We start from the raw sequence: 19840 nt of genomic DNA, 5'->3' as shown, positions 1-19840 counted from the left end.
ATTTTATAGCCGTGAGGGGACTGGGACGTGGTATGAGCGACGCCGAGGGAGCGCCGGCGGGTGGGCGACAGGACGTCTGGACCGAGAAGTATCGACCCCAGACCCTCGACGAGATCGTCGGGCAGGACGGGATCACCGAGCGCCTCCAGAGCTACATCGAGCGCGACGACCTGCCCAACCTCTTGTTTGCCGGCGAGGCGGGGATCGGGAAAACCACTGCGGCCACGGCCATCGCCCGCGAGATCTACGGCGACGACTGGGAGCAGAACTTCCTCGAACTCAACGCCTCCGACGAGCGCGGGATCGACGTGGTTCGCGGTCGGATCAAGGACTTCGCGCGATCGAGCTTCGGCGGCGAGGTGCAGGGCTACAGCTACCGCATCATCTTCTTGGACGAGGCCGACGCGCTGACCAGCGACGCCCAGTCGGCGCTGCGCCGGACGATGGAGCAGTTCTCGAACAGCACGCGCTTTATCCTCTCGTGTAACTACTCCAGCCAGATCATCGATCCGATCCAGTCGCGCTGTGCCGTCTTTCGGTTCGCGCCGCTTGCCGACGACGCCGTCGAGAAACAGGTCCGAAAAGTCGCCGCAGAGGAGGAGATCGATCTGACTCAGGACGGCGTCGACGCGCTGGCCTACGCCGCCGACGGCGACATGCGCAAGGCGATCAACGCCCTGCAGGCCGCCGCGGTGATGGGCGAGACCGTCGACGAGGAGACGGTGTTTAAGATCACCTCGACGGCCCGCCCGGAGGAAGTCGAGACGATGATCCAGACCGCTATCGACGGCGACTTCGTCGCAGCGCGCTCGAAGCTCCGCGAGTTGCTCGTCGACAAGGGGATCGCCGGCGGCGACGTGATCGACCAACTCCACCGGTCGGTGTGGGATCTCGACATCGACGACGACGCCGCGGTGCGCCTGATGGACCGCGTCGGCGAGGCCGACTACCGCATCACCGAGGGCGCCAACGAGCGCGTCCAGCTAGAGGCGATGCTGGCGTCGCTCGCGCTCGAAGCGGGCGATCAGTAGACGACGGCGTCCACTTCCTCGACATCCTCAAAGTCCGAGTCGCCAGTGTAGAGTACGGTACAGTCCAGTAGCGCGGCCGTCGCCAGATGGATCGCGTCCGCGTAGGAGAGTTCCCGCTCGCGGCGCTGATAGTACTTCGATCGCAGCTGCGAGGCGTACAGCGCGACTTCCGACGAGACGGGGACGACATCGATGGCGTCGAAGCCCTCGATCGCCCCGGTGACGAGATCCGCCGCCTCTCGGTCGACATCGCGGGCGAGGATGTAGTCGACCTCGGCGAGTGCGATCGCCGAAACGACGCCGCCGTTCGATCGGGCCTCCTCGATGGCGTCGCGCGCTCGTTCCCACGACTCACCGCGGAATCCGTACTCCAACCAGACCCACGAGTCCAGATAGATCACCGTAACCGGCTCCACTGCTCGCGCTCGCGCTCGATCAGCTCTTGGGCGTCGAGGTCGTACGGTGCCGCGCGCTGTTGGGCCTCGTCCAGACGGTCCATCGGATCGCTCGGAACGCCGACGATCCGCACGCTGCCGTCCTCGTCGAACCGGAACAGGACTTTCTCGCCGCGATGGAGTCCCATCCGTTCACGAACCTCCTTCGGGATCGTGATCTGGCCCTTGCTCGTGACGGTCGCCTCGTAAGACATTTTCAAATCCTCCTTACGTGAACTACATCCTCCTTACTCAAAAGTCTGCGGTCCCAGAAGGTAGACGACGCCTCAGTCGTGCGCACGACACTTAGCGAAAAACGCCGACGCGACACTCACGCGCTCCCCTGCCAGACCGCGTAGTTCAGCACCGCCGCGAACGTCACCCACGCCAGATAGGGCACCAGCAGCGCCGCTGCGCGCCGGTCCACCCGATCAAACGCCGCGATCGTCCCGACGATGGCGACCCAGAGCGCGGCGATGATCGCCAGCCCGAGTCCCGGCATCTGTAGGCCGAAAAACGCCGGCGTCCACGCGACGTTCAGCGCCATCTGGACGCCGAAGGCGCCCAGCGCGATCTTGACGGCGCGTCGGTCCGTGCCGCGGCGCCAGACCAGAAAGAGCGCGACGCCCATGAGGGTAAACAGCAGCGTCCAGACGATCGGAAAGGCGATCGTCGGCGGGAAGAACCACGGTTCTTCGATCCACGAGGTGTCGGCGCCGGCGACGACCGACGGCGCCGCGCCGACCGCGTTGACGCCGACGATGAATCCCGCGAGGGCGAGCAGGTTGCGTGCGTCGAGATCAGAGAGGCCGAAGCGCCCCGTCTGTTCGGTGTGGCTCATACGTAGAGTATGGGCCGCGACGGTCGTAGCAGTTTGGGCGGCGCGGCGGCGACCGAACGCCTACCGTCGGGTGGCGAGGAACGATTCGACCGCTGCTGCAACCGTTGCCGGCGCTTCGGCTGGGCCGCTGTGACTGACGCCGTCGAACTCGACGAAGCGGCTGTGGGGGAGTGCCTCGTGGACGGCGCGGGCGCTCTCGCGGAGGAACGCCGGACCGTCCGTGCCGGTCAGGACGAGCGCCGACGCCTCGACATCCAGCCGATCGGGAAGCCGGTAGCGCTCGACAGCGCGGTTCATCCGGACGACCTCCTCGGCGAGGTCGACACACTCCGGCCAGACCGGCCACTCGGCGAGCCACGCGTCGAGGTCGTCGATTCCGTCCGGGTGGAGAACCTGCTCGACGTAGCGTTTGATCGCTTCGCGGCGGTCGCCCTCGTCGAGAAGTGCTTGCATCCGGTCGGCTAGGTCTGCCTGCCCGCGATAGTCCTCGGGGAGAACGGCGGGTTCGTAGCCGACGACGGCTTCGATCGGCGCGTCCGTCGCGGCCTCGAACGCGGTGAGCGCGCCGAACGAGTGACCCAGCAGGATCGGCTGCCCCTCGACGGCGTCGACGAGCGCGCGAACGTACTCGGCCTCGCGGTCGACGATGTCGGCCGCGCTCGTCTCCGCTGGGTCGTCGAGGCAAGTCCCGAAGCCGGGACGCTGCGGGATCACGGCGGCGTACTCCTCGAAGTGAGGAACGACCGGCTCCCAGTACTGCCGGGGCGCCATCCCGCCGTGGAGCAAGATTAGCGGGCGTCCGTCGCCGCGTCGTTCGTACTCGATGCTCGTTCCGTCGTCAGTGGTCGTTGTCTGCATCGCTGGGTACGCTGATTGGTCGCAGACTCGGGTAGGGCTGTCTCTCAATCGTCCGGCGTTTTAAGTGAGCACCGCGGCCGGACGATCGAATCAGTCGAGCAGCGGCGGCCACGTCGGGGCGACCGTCTCCTCGACGAGCCGGGTCTGAGCGCGGCGCAGGCGTTCGGAGACCGACGACGCCGAGATGTCGAGTTCCGCGGCAACGTCCTCTAGAGAGGCACCTCGTGGGATGTCGAAGTAGCCCAACTCGTAGGCCGTCCGTAGCGCCTCGTCCTGTCGGTCGGTCAGCCCGTCGCCGGGTGGCTCGGGCGTTCCGTCCCGAGTGAGCCGTCGCAGACGGAAGCCGGAGTTGCGCTGCCAGAAGGTTCGGAACTCGTCGAACGTCTCCCGGTCGGCGAACCAGCCGGTCTGGGTCCAGCCGTCCGGCGTGACCTCTATGCGTTCGATGATGGCGTCGGCCGTGGCGAGCGCTTTCAACCCCGAGAGGTCGTCGAGATACGGGCCGAGCTGTTCTTCGAGACTGTACACCGGCAGCGTCTGGTAGCGGCGGGTGTCGCCGGCCCGCCCGACCAGCGTGCAGTCGGTCAGGTCGTCGGCACCGGCGATAGCCGCCTCGATCTCGTCTCGCGAACCGCCGGTGACGGTGAGCAGAAACACCGGGCGGTTCCCGTGGTTGAACTGCAGTTCGAGCACCATCGTCGCCGGCGGAACCGACGCCGCGGCGTCGACGGCCGGAAGGTGTTCACAGTGGATGTCGAACTCCGCCACGAGTCCCATAGCCGACGGTACGCGACGGCACGGATATAGGAGTCGAACGCGGCGCGGTCGATCGCGAAGAACGCTCCGACGACAGAGTCACGGGAGCGGACGAGTCAAGGTCGCTCACCGGTGGGCCACGATTGCGAGATCGGTATCGAGATCGTCGATGCGCTCGAACGTCGGCGGCGACACCAACCGGGAGGCGGTACTGCGATCGCGGCTCGCACCGACGACGACGAGATCAGTCGCCGGCGCGACTTGGCGGAGGAAGCGCTCGATCGACGCCTTCGGAACGCGCGTCTCGATGTCGCAGTCCGGCGTTTCGGCGAGGTTCGCCAGCATCTCGTCGGCCGTGCGCCGCTGGGCCTCGGCGTCGATGCAGTGGGCGACGCTCACGCGGCCGATGTCTCCGGCAAGTCGGCAGGCGAAGTCGATCATGGCATGTGCGGTGTCACCGGCACGCCTGACGGGGACCGTGATCCGCCGCCAGTCCGTTCGCCCGTCGCAGGACCGGTGGACGAGAACGTCCATCCGCGCCGCCAGCAAGCGCTCGACGTACGGCGTCACCTCGCCGTCCTCGGTCTCGTAGGGCGCGGCGATCAGATCGCAGTTGGCCTCGTCGGCGACCCGCCGTACCGTCGTCGCCGGCGACCCGCCGCTCGGGGCGACGATCACCTCGCAGGGAACGTCGAGGACGGTCTCGACCCGGTCGGCTAACTGCTCTAAGTCTGCGACCGTCGCTTCGAGCGCCGGCGCCGCCCCGCCTCCGCCCGCGTCAGCGTCGGCGTCGACGGCCGTCTCGGTGTCGGCGCCGTTCCCGAGCAGTGCCCGCTCTGCAGTCGCAACCGAGTCCTCCTCGACCACGTCCAGCAGGACGACCTTCCCGGCGTCGTGGGCGGCGGCGATCCGCCCCGCGATCATGGTCGTCGCCTCGACGGGATCGCCGCGGATCGGGACGAGCACGTTGTCGGCGCCCGTGGTGGAAGCATAGAGGTAGCGGGCGCGCTGTTTGTAGAACCGCTGGCGCCAGACGGCGAAGACGGTGGCGACGAGGGTCGAGCTCACGAAGACGCTTGCGACAAAGGAGGCCTGTCTGACGGGGTCGACCAGCAGGCCGAGCAGCGCCGTCGAGAACGCGGCGGCCTCCTCTATGTCCAGCGCCCACGTGACGACGCCCGTGAGAAAGACCGCGAAGGCGGCGCCCGGGGCGTCGACTTCGATCGCTGCGGCCGGCTGGTCCGGGTAGATGACGACGACGGCCACCCCGACCGCGATCCACGCGCAAACGGCGCCCGCGGTCAGCCCCGCGACGAACCGGACCGGCGAGGCGGCTTCGTGCTCGGGATTCGCAAACAGCGCGTACGTACCGGCGGCCAGCGGCGGGAACAGGAAGAAAGAAAGGTAGTCCAGTTGCGTCGAGAGGTAGGTGAGCAGCCCGACGACAACCGGGACAAACAGCAGGATGGAGACGTGTACGAGAGTGGTGGTCTCCTCGAGACGGAGGCGTCCTCCGCGGATCGCTCGGCCGAGGCGTCGGCGAAGCCACCGGACGCCCCCGCGAAAGCGGTTCAGCAGCCTGTTACGCATATCCTCCAGTAGCGCGAGGGGCAGGGTAAAGCTACGGGCGCCTGAACGTGTAGCTCACGTCGTCGGCGTCGAGCGTGAGCGTCCCGGCGTCGTGGTCCACGACGAGTTCCGCCGCGCCCTCCCGCTCGAAGTCGTGGAGCGCCATTCCCGTCTTCACGCGCCCGTCCCGAGATACCTCGACGCGTGCGGATCCGAACTCGATCCGGAGTCGGTCGTCGCCGACGGTCACGTCGCCGGGTTCGCCGAACCGGCGCAACGCGTCGCACACCTCGTCCCAGTCGTCGAGCCGAACGCGTTCTGTCACGGGCGAGCGTACGGACGCCGGGGACTAATAGCGGCGTGACGCCGCGGCGTCGTCCGCGAGAGGGCGGCGTCGAGCGTTCGCGAGCGCCCCCAGCCGAACCCTTTTGGTAGATCGGGACCCACGAACCTGTCGTGGCCGAAACCAACGGGTACATGCGGTTTTTCCCCTACGACGAGCCCTACGAGAACCAGCGGGAGGCGATGGACCGCATCCACAACGCCCTCGCGCGCGATCAGGACGTGCTGTTCGAGGGGGCCTGCGGGACGGGGAAGACGCTGTCGGCGCTGGTGCCGGCACTGGAGTACGCCCGCGAGGAGGACAAGACGGTCGTCATCACGACCAACGTCCACCAGCAGATGCGCCAGTTCGTCCGGGAGGCGCGTGCGATCACTCGACAGGAGCCGATCCGGGCAGTCGTGTTCAAGGGCAAGGGGTCGATGTGCCACATCGACGTGGACTACGAGGAGTGTCAGGTGCTGCGGGACAACACCTACGAACTGGTCGACGCCGAACGCGACGAAAAGCAGTTAGAAAAGCGTCAGCAGGAACTGCTGGAAGCCAGTCAGGAAGGCGACGAGCAGGCCGCCGAGGCCCGCAGCGCGGTGATGGACGAACTCGACGCCGTCGAGGAGCAGGTCGAAGCCTTGGAGGACAACAACACCTGCGACTACTACTACAAGAATCTCACCGGCGACACCGACGCCTTCTACGACTGGCTGTTCGAGGACATCCGGCGGCCCGAGGAGATCTACGAACACGCCCACGAGCAGGGCTTTTGCGGGTACGAACTGCTCAAAGACGGCATCGAGGGCGTCGATCTGGTCGTCTGTAACTACCACCACCTACTGGATCCGATGATCCGCGAGCAGTTCTTCCGGTGGCTCGGTCGGGATCCCGAGGACGTGATCACCGTCTTCGACGAGGCTCACAACGTTGAGGGTGCTGCCCGCGATCACGCCACCCGTACGCTCACCGAAAACACGCTCGACGCCGCCGTCGACGAGTTGCGTGATTCGGACGAGCCTCGCGCAGAGCGCGCACAGAACGTGATCGGGGCGTTCCGGGACGCGCTGGTCGAGACCTACGACGATTCCTTCCAGTTCGGCGGGCGCGAGCAGATCGACGAAAACTGGGAGGACGTTGCGATCGCCAACGAAGAGGGTCGGGACGACCTCACCAGAACGTTCCTGCAGGCCTACTCCGGGCAGGGGATCGACGGCGACATCGAGGCCGCCCAGAAGCTCGGCCGAACGCTCGACGAGCGCTACGAGGAGGCCTACAAGAACGGCGAGTCGAGCACCCGACAGGAGTGCCAGACGCTACAGGCCGCCGCGTTTCTGGACGCGTGGATGTCCGAGGGGACCGAGCTCGGACAGTACCCCGTCGTCTCGGTGCGCCGGGACGCCGGAACGGGCGACGTGTACGGCCGCGCCGAACTGTACAACTGCATCCCCCGCGAGGTGACCGAGACGCTGTTCGACCAGGTCCACGCCAGCGTGCTGATGAGCGCGACGCTGCGCCCGTTCGACGTGTTTTCCGACGTGCTCGGCCTCTCGAATCCGGTGACACTGGCCTACGGCCTGCAGTTCCCCGAGGAAAATCGGCGGACCTACGCCGTCGGGACGCCGCCGCTGTTCGCCAGCGATCGGAGCGATCCCGAGGTCCAGCAGGCCGTCGCGGACGTGCTCCGTGACGCCGTGCGCTTCACGCCGGGCAACGTGCTCGCCTTCTTCCCGAGTTACAGCGAAGCCGAGCGGTACCACAGTCACCTGCAGGGAATCGACGCGACGCGCTATCTCGACGAACCGGGCCAAAGCGCCGAGGAGCTACGCGAGACGTTCACCGAGGGCGACGACGGCGTCCTGCTGACCTCGCTGTGGGGCACGCTCGCTGAGGGCGTGAGCTTCGACGGCGACGACGCGAACACGGTCCTCGTGGTCGGTGTCCCCTACCCCCATCTCGACGACCGGGCCGACGCCGTGCAGGACGCCTACGACGCCTCCTTCGGGGACCGAGCGGGCGTCTCGGACGCCGGGTGGCGCTACGCCGTCGAGATTCCGACGATCCGCAAGACGCGACAGGCGCTCGGGCGGGTGCTGCGTTCGCCGGAAGATGTCGGCGTCCGCGCGCTGCTGGACGCTCGGTATACCGAGGAGAAAGAACGCGAACTCGGGAAATACAGCGTCCGCGACGCGTTCCCGCCCGAGGAGCGCGACGAAATGCTCGATGTCGATCCCGAGAAACTCAAGTTTGCGATGCTGAACTTCTACAACGACCACCAAAAGTACGACGGCGAGCCGCCGCGGCCGTAGGACGCCGACACGGCGGGATTGATTGCAGGATCGGCATCACTAAGCCGGAAGCGAGACGATTTTTTGCCCAATGCCCGGCGGAGGAACTCCAGTGATACGACCCTCTATCAGAGCACGTTGCTTGGGAGTTTTGCACCTTGGTCGACGAGTTCAACATCGAACGAGACGAGCGTCGCGTCGATGGCATCAGCAGCAGCGAGTACGAGCGCGTCCATCGGATACAGGAGCGTCTCGGACTGCAGGCGATTAGCCGCAACGACATCCGAGGCGTCGGGAAATGTGACTGTAGCACGGGACGTGATCCGGTCCTCGATTTGTTCGATCCGATCCCGCTCGAACTGTTTCTTTTTCGTCAACACGCTTCGCAGTTCCATCAGGTTCAGTACGGAGACGTACGTCTCGTCAGCGCTGTTGAGCAATTCGATAGCATCGACAGAACGGTCCGTGTCACGAGTGACCGCCGCAACGAGAACGTTTGTGTCCAGAAGGACCTTCATAATCGCTCGCGGACATCCCGTACGGCCTCGACTGCATCCACTTCGACATCGACAGCTAGCTCGTCGAGGGCATCACCGAGCGGGACATCCTCGTCGTCTTCTGGATCTTCTCCCATGAACTCGGCGAAGTCATCAGTCGTGAGGCTCATAGAATGACGTTGTTGGGCAGTTCGCAAAAATCTGCTGGTGACCAGTATTCTACGCCGGCAGCGACACCGTCCGCACCACTTCCGCCCGGCTCGCATCCCAGAACTCCAGTTCTGAAACCGTCCACTCGATCGGCTCGATCTCCCGCTCGGCGAGACGCCGCGCCGCCTCCAGATTCCCGCCCCGCGCCAGCGTGACGTGCATCGTGTAGTCGGGGCCCTCCAACCCCTTGATCGCGCCCAGATCGTCGACGAGCGTGCGGTGGATCCGATCGAGTCCGGGACTCTCGACGGCGAGATACACGACCGGCGCGGCGCCGTTGGGCGGGTCCTCGAAGATGTCGATCTCGGAGATCCGAGCCTCGACAGCGGGTGCGCCGGCGAGCGACCGGCGGGCCTGCTCTGCGAGGGGATAGAAGCCGCCGACATCGTCGCCGTCGCCGAGACGCTTGACGAGAATCGAGTGGCGATCCCGGATCGAGTCGAAGCCGACCAGCTCGGGGTGGAGCCGCGAGGCGAGTGCGGACACCTGTCCGGGAACGGGAGCGTTCAGGCTGAACACGGTCGGTGTAGCGGGTGGGCCGAAAAGAGCGTAGCGATTATCGGCGCGACGCCGCCGTGGCGGTGCTTACAGCCGGTCGGTGAGCCACAGCACGAGCAACACGAGAAGTCCCAGCAGAACCAGCGGCTGCAGGAACCCAAGAACGCCGAGCAGCAGGCCGAACACCTCGCCGACGATCTCCAAGACGAGGAGCAAGATCACGAGCACGAGCACGATCCGGAGCAGTCCGTCGACGTCCATGTCCCCGCGTGTGTTCATCATGGCCCACCGTTTCCCCGGTGGCGACAAAAAGACATCGGCCGGTTCGATCGGCGGCGTCGTCCGAAAGACGGCACAGACCGGCTGGAACGACCGGGTCGGGTCGAACACGTTCGGGCGGGGTTTCGCCCGACGGGAACCGGAGCGGCGTAGAAAAACCGGGACGCCGAACTGTCGGGCGATGCAAGTCACGAGACAGACCTTGGCGAAGGCGCTCGTCGTCGTCTTCGTCGCCAATCTGATCGTCATGGGGGCCGGCGCGGCGCTGGCCTACCAGCAGGAGCCGCCGATCCCCGAGACGGTCGTCGGGCCGGACGGGCAGACGGTCGTCACCGCCGAACAGGTACAGGACGGCAAGAAGACGTTCCAGTCGAACGGGCTGATGAACCACGGGTCGATTCTGGGCAACGGCGCGTACTACGGTGAGGACTACACCGCAGATGCGCTGGAGCTCAAGACCCAGTACATGAAGGCGTACTACGCCGACGAGCGCCACGGCGCCGAGTACGAGGCGCTCGACGCCGGCGAGCAAGCGTCGATCGACGCCGCTGTCAAGGACGAACTGCAGACGACCGGGTCGAGCGGGACGATCCAGTACTCCGCGGCCGAGCTGTACGCCCACCAGCAGGTCCGCGAGGAGTACGTCCAGCGGTATCACGAGGGCTCGGCCGAGCGCGGCGTCCCCGAGGGGATGATCGAATCCGAGTCGGAAGCCCGTGACTTCGCCGACTTTGCGATGTGGACCGCGTGGATCGCCCACGCCGACCGGCCGGGCACCGACCACAGCTACACCAACGAGTGGCCCTACGTCCCCGACGCCGGCAACGTCCCGACCGGCGCGACGCTGACGTGGAGCGTCATCAGCATGGTGTTGCTGGTCGCAGGCGCCGGCGCTGGCGTCTACCTCTACCGGTCGATCGACCTAGCCGAGCCGAGTGCCGAGGGGATCGACGTACCCCACCCCGACGACATCGACCTGACGCCGAGCCAGATCGCGGCGCTCGGCTTCGTCGCGGTGTCTGCGCTGCTGTTCTTGGCGCAGGTGTTGCTCGGCGGGCTGCTCGCACACTTCTACATCGAGCGCGACGCCTTCTTCGGACTGGGCGAGCTGCTCGGGTTCAACATTCTCCAGTGGGTTCCCTTTGCGATGGCCAAGACGTGGCACATCGACCTCGGGGTGCTCTGGATCGCCACGCTGTGGCTCGGCGCCGGGCTCTTTTTGGGCCCGCTGCTGACCGGCCACGAGCCGAAGAACCAGAAACGGTACGTCTACGGACTGCTCGGCGCGCTCGTCGTCGTCACGGTCGGCGGCATGACCGGCATCTGGTTGGGCGCCAACGGCTACCTCCCCGAGAACCTGTGGTGGCTACTCGGCAACGAGGGGCTGGAGTACCTCGAAGTCGGCCGCGTCTGGCAGGTCGGGCTACTCGCCGGCTTCGGCATCTGGGCGGTACTGGTCGCCCGCGGGTTCAAGCCGCTGCTGGATCGTGAGCCCCGCTTTGGCCTCGCGCACATGATCCTGTACGCGGGCGGGTCGATCGGCCTGCTGTTTATGGCCGGGATGTTCTACACCCCCGACACCAACATCGTCACCACCGAGTTCTGGCGCTGGTGGGTCGTCCACATGTGGGTCGAGGGCGCCTTCGAGTTCTTCATCGTCGCCATCGTCGGGCTGACGCTGGTCTCGATGAACCTGCTCTCGAAACGCTCGGCGGAGAAGGCCGTCGGCCTCGAAGCGCTGCTGGTGATGGGCAGCGGCGTCATCGGCGTCTCGCATCACTACTGGTGGATCGGCCAGCCCGACGTGTGGATCCCGCTGGGCAGCGTGTTCTCCACGCTGGAGCTGATCCCGCTCATGTTCATCCTGTTCGAAGCCATCGGCGAGTACCGCGCGATGGCCGACGCCGGGGAGTCGTTCCCCTACAAGTTGCCCTTCGCGTTCATCGTCGCAAGCGGCGTCTGGAACTTCGTCGGCGCCGGCGTGCTCGGCTTCTTCATCAACCTGCCGCTGATCAACTACTACGAGCACGGCACCTACCTCACGGTGGGCCACGCCCACGCCGCGATGTTCGGCGCCTTCGGCTTCCTCGCGCTGGGGATGGCAACCTACATCCTGCGGATCACGACCGAGAGCGCGAACTGGTCGGCTCGGCGGCTCCGGGCGGCGTTCTGGTGCTGGAACGTCGGGCTGGCGCTGATGGTGTTCGTGTCGGTGCTACCGGTCGGCTTCCTCCAGCTGGAAGCCGCCTTCACCGAGAGCTACGCCGTCGCCCGCAGCGTGGCGTTCTACGAGCGCCCACTCGTGCAAGCGCTGTTCTGGGCGCGCATGCCCGGCGACGCGCTGATCATCGTCGGCACCGCGCTCTTCGGCTGGGATGTCGTCGAGAAGCTTCGGACTGTGCGGTCCAGTAGTACCGACCCCGACGAGCAGGTCGTCTCGGATCGCGTGATGGTAGAGAGCGACGACTGACCGGCCGACGCGGTCGGTCACGGCGACCTCGTCTCTCGGCCACCCGCCATTCGAAGGCCATTGGTTACCGGTCATCTATTACTGCGCATCTTTATACCATAGGCGAGAACATATTCGCCTCTCACCCAGAGGAATGGGAATCGTTTCGCCGTTTGATGTGATCATACCGCCAATCTGTGCATGTAGGAGGACCCACCAATGTTCGACACCAACCGACGCCGCGTGCTGCAGGGGGCGGGCGCGATGTCCGGCCTCGCACTGGCGGGCTGTACGGCCGAACCGGCGGCAGAAGAACCGACCAACGAGACCGACACCCAGCCACAGCAGACCGCGCCGACGCTCGACGCCGACCGGGTCGCCGCCGATCCGACTGACATTCCCGGTCCGATCGAGCGGAACGAGCCCGCGGAGGTCGACGTGACGCTGCGTCCGGAAGAAGTGACCGCCGAGGTCGAAGACGGCGTCACGTTCGAGTACATGACCTACAACGGGCAGGTGCCCGGACCGATGATCCGGGTCCGACAGGGCGACACGATCAACCTTACCTTCGAGAACCCCGCCGAAAACAGCCTGCCCCACAACGTCGACTTCCACGCCTGTTACGGGCCGGGCGGCGGCGCCGAAGCGACGATGACCTCCCCGGGCGAGACGGCGAGCCTGAAGTTCGAGGCCCAGTACCCCGGCGCGTTCATCTACCACTGCGCCGTCCCGAACATGGACATGCACATCAGCGCGGGCATGTTCGGCATGATCCTCGTCGAGCCCAAGGAGGGCCTCCCAGAGGTCGACGAGGAACTGTACATCGGCCAGCACGAACTCTACACCGACAAAGAGACCGGCGCCGAGGGCCACCACGGGTTCGACATGGACGCGATGGCAGCCGAGGAGCCGACCTACGTCGTGATGAACGGCGAAGCCTACGCGATGACGCCCGACGGCTACGGCCACGCCGCCGAACTCGAAACGGACCAGACCGCCCGCGTGTTCATGGTCACCGGCGGCCCGAACCTCACCAGCAGCTTCCACCCGATCGGCAACGTCTGGGCCGATCTGTGGGCCGAAGGCGCGCTCAGCTCCGATCCCGATCACAACGTCCAGACCAAGCCGGTGGCGCCGGGCAGTACCGCCGTCGCCACGATGGAGTTCCCGGTGCCCGGAACGGTCAAGTTGGTCGACCACGCGCTCAGCCGGACCGGCCGGAAGGGCTGTATGGCGACGGTCAACGCGACGGGCGAGGAACGGCCGGACCTGTTCGATCCGGAACCGCAGTAGCCCCCGGTTCCGGACTACCTGTTCGTCAACGGACCTGTCGGACGCCGTAGCGTCCGGTTCGGAGCCGGAACGTTTTATGCGGCCGGGCGAGCAGTCCCGACGAGTATGCAGTTGAGAGCGACGGCCGAACGGGACGACGAGAGACGCGGGAGCCGACCAGCCTCGGTCGCGGTCGCGCTGGTACTGGTGCTCGCACTCGTCGGAGGGGGGATCACAGCGGGCACCGCGGCAGCCGCCGGTGCGAGTTCGGCGGCGTCGCCGAGCGCCGAGCGCCCGGCTCAGCTCGACGCCGCAACCGCCCAAGCCGGCGGGCCACCAGTCGGAGCGGCGTTCCAGCAGGAGATCGACCCCGACAGCGTTCGCCTGACCGTCGAGGTCGACGCGAACGGGACGGCCCACTGGCAGATCGAGTACTGGACTGAACTCCAGACCGACAACGAGACCGAGGCGTTCGAGCAGTTGCAGTCGGATGTCGCGGCCAACCCCGACGAGTACACCGCGCGCTTCGCCCAGCGGATGAACCAGACGGTCACGAGCGCCGAAAACGCCACCGGACGGGAGATGAGCGCCGGCGAGTTCGGCGTCAGCGCCCGTACAGAAACGATCCCACAGGAGTACGGCGTCCTGACCTACACGTTCACGTGGGGCAACTTCGCAGTCGTCGACGGCGAGCGGCTGCGGATCGGCGACGCCATCAGCGGCTTCTTCCTGAACGACCAGACGCGCCTGCTGGTCGCGTGGCCCGACGGGTACGACCTCGTCGAGTCGCGGCCGGACGCCGACGAGCGCCGCGACCGGGCGGCGCTCTGGTACGGCTCGCAGACCGACTTCGTCGGCGACGAGCCGCGCGTGATCGTCAGCTCCGGTGACGACAGCGGGACGGGCGGGATCGCCGACGGCGGTGCTCGCGGGCCGGTGCTTTGGGTCGGGCTGGCGCTCGCGGTGCTGGCGCTGGCCGGCGGCGGTATCGCGTTGCTGGGACGGGACGACGAGGACGGGGACGACTCGACGGCGTCTGTGCCGTCGCACGATGCCGCTGACGAACCGGAGGATACGGCGTCCGACGAACAGCCCGGCGCCGCGGGACGAGGAGAGGAGGCCGCGGCCGACGCCGAACCCGACGGCGACGCCGCGGACGACCCGCCGCCGGACCTGCTGAGCAACGACGAGCGCGTGCGGCGTGCGCTGGAGCGAAACGGCGGCCGCATGCGCCAGCAGGAACTGGTCGAAGAGACTGGCTGGACGGAGGCAAAGACCAGTCAGGTCGTCGGCGAGATGCGCGAGGCGGGGACGATCGAGTCGTTCCGACTCGGCCGCGAGAACGTCCTGAAGCTTCCCGACGAGGACGACGAAAGTAGTTTATAAAACCACCGACGGTTTAGCCATCCCATCAGACTTAATTCGAGATAATCGCCATACGTGAGCGGTTTTTAATCCGCGTTGATTCGACGCAAGGGACGTTGATTCGGTGTCAGAATCGCCCCTTTATACGTACTTCCCGCCACAAGGAGGGGATGCAATGCGACGAACGACGACCCTGATGGTGCTGGTCGCGCTGGTCACGTCCGCGGTTGCGGTTCCCGTGGGCGCGACTGGCCAGTCGCCCGCTCAGGCAAGCACGCAGGCAGAGGCACAGGCGAGCGCAAACAGTAGTGTGGCTCCCGGTGAGCAGTTCGCCGGCGTCGTCGGCGTCACCGAGGCCGAGTTCGAAGGCGAGGTCCAAGAGCGCGCGTTCGGGGTCCGGATCGCCCAGAACGCGAGCGCCGAGGCCCGAAGTGACGTCGTCGGCGACCAGCTCGAAGAGGTTCGCCAGCGCGTCGACGATCTCGAACAGCGCGCCGAGCGCCTGCGAGAGGCCCGTGACAACGGCACGATGACGGAAGGCGAGTTCCGCGCCGAGATGGCCGTCGTCGCGGCCGAGAAACGAACCGTCGCTAACCTCACGGCCGACACCGAAACGGTCGCTCGCGGGCTCCCCGAGGACGTGCTCGCCGACAACGGCGTCGACGTCGACGCCATCGTGACGCTGCGCGAGCGCGCCAGCGAACTCGGCGGCCAGAACGTCTCCGAGATCGCGCGCTCGATCGCCGGCCCGAACGTCGGCGCGACCGCGCAGGTCGACGTTAGCGCGAACGGCTCGGTCAGCGTCGACGTGCCCGGCCTCGAAATCGGGGCTGACGCCGACGGTGACGCGAGCGCCGGCACAGACAACCAGTCCGACTCGGACGCCGACCAGACCAGCGTCGGCATCGATAGTGACACGAGCGTCGACGCCGACAGCGGTAGCGTCGACGCCAACTCGACGACCGACGGGAGCGTGTCGGTCGACGACGGCGTCAGCGCCGACGCCGAGACGAACACCACGGCCAGCCTGTAATTCAGCTCTCCCTCTTCGATGAGTATGACGTCAACGACACACAGAGCCGTCGCTATCGCACTCGTCGCCGCGCTAACGGTCGGGGCGGTCGCTCCGGCGGCGAGCGCACAAGAACAGTCCGGCGCCGCCGAGCCGTCGATGGTCGTCGAGGTACAGGACGACGGCGACGCCGTCGTCACGCTGGTCTCGACGTACAATCTGACCGAGCAGGCCGAACAGGACGCGTTCGAGTCGCTCCAGAACGACCAGAGCGCACGCGAGAACGCGACTCGGCGGTACGCGACCCGACTCGACGCCGTCGCGGAGAACGCCAACGGCGAGGTCGACAGGGAGATGGAAGTGCCCGTCGAGGGCGCGAGCATCGACCTCGAACGAACCGGCGATGTCGGCGTCGTCCGACTGAGCGCGACGTGGACGAACCTCGCGGCCGTCGAGGACGGTAAACTGGTCGTGTCCGAGCCGTTTGCGAGCGGCTACGATACCGACCGACCGTTCGTGCTCGTCGCACCCGGCGGGTACGAGCTCTCGAACGCGACGCCAGCCCCCGATTCGCAGGACGGGGCGAGCGCCACGTGGGACGCCGGCACGTCGCTCGACGGCTTCGAGGCGACGATGAGCGCCACCGACGGCGGCATCGCCGATAGCCTTCCCGGCTTCGGCGTCGGTGCCGCCGCCCTCGGCGCCGCCGGCGCGGCCGCGATCGGGCTTCGGCGTCGCCGCGGGTGAGCGCGATCGCTCGCAAGCGTGTTGACCGTCGCGACCGCACACTGACTGCCCCTCATCGCTCTCCCCGCTGACCCCCTCCGCTGGCTGCGTGGGCTCTCGCTTCCGAATCGGACGCAGCCAGTTCGTGCTGTCTATTCACACACCAATTCTGCCCGTACAGTCCTCTCGATGCCGTATTCCGGCGGTAACACGGAAGTTTTTAATAGCACAAGCGAAGTACGTTCCTCTAACATGGCGACGACTCACACCGTCCCGACGCTCGCCGTCCGGGAGAGCCGTGAGTCCGCCGGCGCTTTCCTGCGACGACGACTTCGACGGGGCCTCTTTTAGGCCCACTACTACTCTACACTACGACCCGGTTGCTTCAGCGAACAACTGAGAACTCTTTTCGTTGCCTATAGACATCTCTGCGCGTTTCTTTCATAATCAAAAAGGAAGAACTTAATACCGTCCGAAGATTGGATTCAGGTACCAATGGAACGCGTGGCACTCGCATTTTCGGGCGGCCTCGACACGACCGTCTGTGTCGGACTGCTCGAAGAAGAGTACGGATACGACGAAGTGATCGGCGTCACCGTCGACGTCGGCCAGCCCGAAGAAGAGTTCGAGGAAGCCGAAGAGACTGCCGAAGCGCTCGACGTGGAGACCCACGTCGTCGACGCCCGAGAGGAGTTCGCCACGCTGTGCCTTGACTCGCTGAAAGCGAACGCGACCTATCAGGGCTACCCGCTGGGCACCGCGATGGCCCGTCCCGTGATCGCCAACGCGATTCTGGAGACCGCGATCGAGAACGACTGCGACGCCGTCGCTCACGGCTGTACCGGCAAGGGCAACGACCAGCTCCGGTTCGAGGCCGTCTGGCGCGACTCCGATCTCGACGTGATCGCGCCCGTACGCGAGCTCGAACTTACCCGCGAGTGGGAGATGCAGTACGCCGAGGAGCACGATCTGCCCGTCCAGAGCGGTAACGACGGCGACTGGTCGATCGACACGAACCTCTGGAGCCGCTCGGTCGAGGGCGCCGACCTAGAGAAGCCCGACTACGTCCCGCCGGAGGATATCTACGAGTGGACCGACGCTCCCGGCGACGCCGACGGCACCGAACTGGTCGAGATCGAGTTCGAGGACGGCGAGCCCGTCGCGCTCGACACCGTCGGGGAAACCCCGACGAGCCCCCAGCCGCCGGCTGGGGACGGCGACGATCTGGGCCCGGTCGAGCTGATCGAGTATCTCAACGAGCTGGCGGGCGCCTACGGCGTCGGTCGCACGGACATGATGGAAGACCGTATGCTCGGCCTCAAAGTCCGCGAGAACTACGAGCACCCCGCCGCGACAGTGCTGCTCAACGCCCACGAGGCGCTCGAAGGGCTCGTTCTCACCCAAGAGGAACGCGAGTTCAAGTCCCAGATCGACCAGCAGTGGTCGAAGAAGGCCTATCAGGGCCTGATCGACGCACCCCTCGTCGGCGCGCTTGAAGGCTTCATCGAGGAGACCCAGTCCCGCGTGACCGGTACGGTGACGATCAAGCTCGAAGGCGGCAGCGCCCGCGCGGTCGGCCGCGAGAGCGAGTACGCCGCGTACTCCGAGGACGCCGCCTCCTTCAACACCGAAACCGTCGAAGGACAGGGCATCACCCAGAAGGACGCCACTGGCGTCGCCAAGTACCACGGCTTCCAAGGTCGCTTGGCAAACTCCGTGGTCGACGGCGTCGACGAGGACTGAGAGATGACAGAGAGGACTCCAGATTCCGAGACAGAGTCGGGCGACGTGGTGCGCAGGGACCGCTTTAGCGGCGGGCCCGCCCGGGAGTTCCTCTCCTCGATGGACGCCGATCGGCGGATCTTCGCCGCCGACGTGGCGGTCGATCGCGCGCACGTGGTGATGCTTGCAGAACAGGGGATTATCGAGGCCGACGTGGCCGGCGAGATCCTCGACGCCCTCGACGACATCGAAGCTGCGGGCCACGGCGCCCTGCCCGAGGGCGAGGACGTTCACGCGGCGATCGAGACGGCCGTGATCGAGCGCGTCGGCGCCGACGGCGGCAAGATGCACACCGCCCGCTCGCGCAACGACGAAGTGGCGACCTGCATCCGCCATCGCCTGCGCGAGGACCTGCTCGACGCCGCCGAGACGACCGTCGCGCTGCGCGAAGCGCTGCTGGAGGTCGCCGCTGAGCACACAGACACCGTGATGCCGGGCTACACGCACCTCCAGCCCGCCCAGCCGACGACGGCCGCCCACTGGCTCTGCTCGTACGAGCAGGCGATCGCTCGTGACACCGAGCGCCTGCTCGACGCCTACGGCCGAGTAAACCGCTCGCCGCTCGGCGCCGCGGCGTTCGCCGGCACGACGTTCGACATCGACCGCGAGCGCACCGCCGAGTTGCTCGGGTTCGAGTCGGTCGTCGGCAATTCGATGGACGCCTCCTCGACGCGGGACTTCCTGCTGGAGTCGGTGAGCGCGCTGGCCGCGCTGGCGACGACGCTGTCGGGGATCGCCGAGGACGTGGTGCTCTTCGCAAATCGCGGCTTCGTCGAGCTGGACGACGATTACGCCTCGACCTCGTCGATCATGCCCCAGAAAAAAAATCCCGACACGCTCGAACTGGTGCGCTCGACCGCGGGCGACGCCGCAGCGGGGGTCAACGGTCTGCTCACGACGCTGAAGGGACTGCCCCGCGCGTACAACCGCGACCTGCAGAACGCGACGCCGTACGCGTGGGAGACGGTCGACGCCGTCGTCGAGGCGGCCGACGTGGTCGGCGGGGCGATCAGCACCGCCGAGTGGCCCGAAGACGCGCTTGCCGACGCCGCCGGCGAAGGATTCTCGACGGCGACCGGCGTCGCGGACCTGCTCGCGGCCCACGGACTGCCGTTCCGGACGGCTCACGAGGTCGTTGCGGTGGCGTCCGAAAAGGGCGCGGACCTGCAGGCCGTCGAGGCCGCCGCCGAGGAAGTGCTCGACGAACCGCTGAGCGAGTACGTCGATCCCGCGGCCGTCGAGGCCGCGCTCGACCCCGCCGAAAGCGTCGCCTCGCGCGATTCCGTCGGCGGGCCAGCGCCGGCAGCCGTCGCGAGTCACCTCGACCGAGCGACCGACGGCGTCGACGCCGACGCGACGGCGGTCGACGAACGCCGGACGACGCTGGCCGACGCCGAAGACCTGCTCGACGACGAGGTGAGCGAGTATGTCTGAGCGACCGTTCGCCGTCCGGCGGCGAGCGTCGCCGCAGGTCGGTCGACGACCACGGGCGCGATCCCCGCGAGGGGAGTGATAATATATTCCAGAACTGATACTGGATGCGCGAACCGCGACCCTGACGCTTTCTTAACCCCGTAGACGGTAGTCTGCGCGTTTATTTTCGCCGACACTTTCGGAGGATTTAAGTAGATAGGGGTACGAGTGG

The 19840-nt window shown here is 66.6% G+C and carries 20 protein-coding genes; 9 read left to right on the top strand and 11 right to left on the bottom strand.

Going from position 1 to position 19840, the window contains the following annotated elements; translation table 11 throughout:
- Positions 1-32: 32 nt before the first annotated feature.
- Positions 33-1031, top strand: coding sequence for a replication factor C small subunit (locus CRO01_RS12430; RefSeq protein ID WP_097009468.1), 999 nt, complete (start codon positions 33-35; stop codon positions 1029-1031).
- Here CRO01_RS12430 and CRO01_RS12425 read toward each other — a convergent pair.
- From CRO01_RS12425 to CRO01_RS12395, 7 genes are all read right to left on the bottom strand, one after another.
- The gene (locus CRO01_RS12425; RefSeq protein WP_097009467.1) at positions 1025-1447 is read right to left on the bottom strand and encodes a type II toxin-antitoxin system VapC family toxin; all 423 of its coding nucleotides are present in this window, start codon (positions 1445-1447) and stop codon (positions 1025-1027) included. The two genes, CRO01_RS12430 and CRO01_RS12425, sit on opposite strands and share 7 nt — an antisense overlap.
- Positions 1429-1680, bottom strand: a complete 252-nt coding sequence (locus tag CRO01_RS12420; protein ID WP_097009466.1) for an AbrB/MazE/SpoVT family DNA-binding domain-containing protein — start codon at positions 1678-1680, stop codon at positions 1429-1431. The genes CRO01_RS12425 and CRO01_RS12420 overlap by 19 nt, the downstream gene beginning before the upstream one ends.
- 116 nt (positions 1681-1796) lie before the next feature.
- Positions 1797-2306 (bottom strand): TspO/MBR family protein, encoded by a 510-nt coding sequence (locus tag CRO01_RS12415; protein WP_097009465.1) that lies wholly within the window; start codon positions 2304-2306, stop codon positions 1797-1799.
- 60 nt (positions 2307-2366) lie between these two features.
- Entirely contained in the window at positions 2367-3164 is a 798-nt protein-coding gene (locus CRO01_RS12410) for an alpha/beta fold hydrolase (protein WP_097009464.1), read from the bottom strand.
- Positions 3165-3254: 90 nt separating this feature from the next.
- The gene (locus tag CRO01_RS12405; RefSeq protein WP_097009463.1) at positions 3255-3941 is read right to left on the bottom strand and encodes a helix-turn-helix domain-containing protein; all 687 of its coding nucleotides are present in this window, start codon (positions 3939-3941) and stop codon (positions 3255-3257) included.
- A 105-nt stretch (positions 3942-4046) separates the two neighbouring features.
- Positions 4047-5510 (bottom strand): HPP family protein, encoded by a 1464-nt coding sequence (locus CRO01_RS12400; protein ID WP_097009462.1) that lies wholly within the window; start codon positions 5508-5510, stop codon positions 4047-4049.
- A 31-nt stretch (positions 5511-5541) separates the two neighbouring features.
- Positions 5542-5814, bottom strand: a complete 273-nt coding sequence (locus CRO01_RS12395) for a hypothetical protein (RefSeq protein ID WP_097009461.1) — start codon at positions 5812-5814, stop codon at positions 5542-5544.
- Positions 5815-5945: 131 nt separating this feature from the next.
- Here CRO01_RS12395 and CRO01_RS12390 point away from each other — a divergent pair, with 131 nt between their 5' ends.
- Complete coding sequence (locus tag CRO01_RS12390) at positions 5946-8126, top strand: ATP-dependent DNA helicase (RefSeq protein WP_097009460.1); 2181 nt, start codon at positions 5946-5948, stop codon at positions 8124-8126.
- 107 nt (positions 8127-8233) lie between these two features.
- Here the strand turns inward: CRO01_RS12390 and CRO01_RS12385 are convergent, their stop codons facing one another.
- The 4 genes from CRO01_RS12385 to CRO01_RS12375 form a co-directional block, all read right to left on the bottom strand.
- Positions 8234-8623 carry a PIN domain-containing protein gene (locus CRO01_RS12385; protein WP_097009459.1) on the bottom strand — a complete coding sequence of 130 codons (390 nt, stop codon included), beginning with the start codon at positions 8621-8623 and terminating at the stop codon, positions 8234-8236.
- Entirely contained in the window at positions 8620-8772 is a 153-nt protein-coding gene (locus CRO01_RS16695; protein WP_179747481.1) for a hypothetical protein, read from the bottom strand. Before CRO01_RS16695 ends, CRO01_RS12385 begins: the two co-directional genes overlap by 4 nt.
- A gap of 49 nt (positions 8773-8821) precedes the next feature.
- Complete coding sequence (locus CRO01_RS12380) at positions 8822-9331, bottom strand: 2'-5' RNA ligase family protein (protein WP_097009458.1); 510 nt, start codon at positions 9329-9331, stop codon at positions 8822-8824.
- A gap of 66 nt (positions 9332-9397) precedes the next feature.
- Entirely contained in the window at positions 9398-9592 is a 195-nt protein-coding gene (locus CRO01_RS12375; protein WP_097009457.1) for a DUF7554 family protein, read from the bottom strand.
- Between the two features lie 178 nt (positions 9593-9770).
- Here CRO01_RS12375 and CRO01_RS12370 point away from each other — a divergent pair, with 178 nt between their 5' ends.
- From CRO01_RS12370 to argH, 7 genes are all read left to right on the top strand, one after another.
- Positions 9771-12059 (top strand): nitric-oxide reductase large subunit, encoded by a 2289-nt coding sequence (locus CRO01_RS12370; RefSeq protein ID WP_097009670.1) that lies wholly within the window; start codon positions 9771-9773, stop codon positions 12057-12059.
- A gap of 198 nt (positions 12060-12257) precedes the next feature.
- The gene (gene nirK / locus CRO01_RS12365) at positions 12258-13331 is read left to right on the top strand and encodes a copper-containing nitrite reductase (protein ID WP_097009456.1); all 1074 of its coding nucleotides are present in this window, start codon (positions 12258-12260) and stop codon (positions 13329-13331) included.
- Positions 13332-13436: 105 nt separating this feature from the next.
- Positions 13437-14696 (top strand): helix-turn-helix transcriptional regulator, encoded by a 1260-nt coding sequence (locus CRO01_RS12360; protein WP_097009455.1) that lies wholly within the window; start codon positions 13437-13439, stop codon positions 14694-14696.
- Positions 14697-14850: 154 nt separating this feature from the next.
- Positions 14851-15708: a hypothetical protein gene (locus tag CRO01_RS12355; RefSeq protein WP_097009454.1), complete on the top strand. Its 858-nt coding sequence runs from the start codon at positions 14851-14853 to the stop codon at positions 15706-15708.
- Positions 15709-15732: 24 nt separating this feature from the next.
- Positions 15733-16434, top strand: coding sequence for a DUF7345 domain-containing protein (locus CRO01_RS12350; protein ID WP_218839191.1), 702 nt, complete (start codon positions 15733-15735; stop codon positions 16432-16434).
- 474 nt (positions 16435-16908) lie between these two features.
- Entirely contained in the window at positions 16909-18156 is a 1248-nt protein-coding gene (locus tag CRO01_RS12345) for an argininosuccinate synthase (RefSeq protein WP_097009452.1), read from the top strand.
- A 3-nt stretch (positions 18157-18159) separates the two neighbouring features.
- Positions 18160-19629, top strand: coding sequence for an argininosuccinate lyase (gene argH, locus CRO01_RS12340; RefSeq protein ID WP_097009451.1), 1470 nt, complete (start codon positions 18160-18162; stop codon positions 19627-19629).
- Positions 19630-19840 lie beyond the last annotated feature (211 nt).

The sequence above is a fragment of the Natronoarchaeum philippinense genome, from assembly GCF_900215575.1.
In the GTDB taxonomy this organism is placed as follows: domain Archaea; phylum Halobacteriota; class Halobacteria; order Halobacteriales; family Natronoarchaeaceae; genus Natronoarchaeum; species Natronoarchaeum philippinense.
This window is presented reverse-complemented; position numbering and strand designations above follow the sequence as displayed.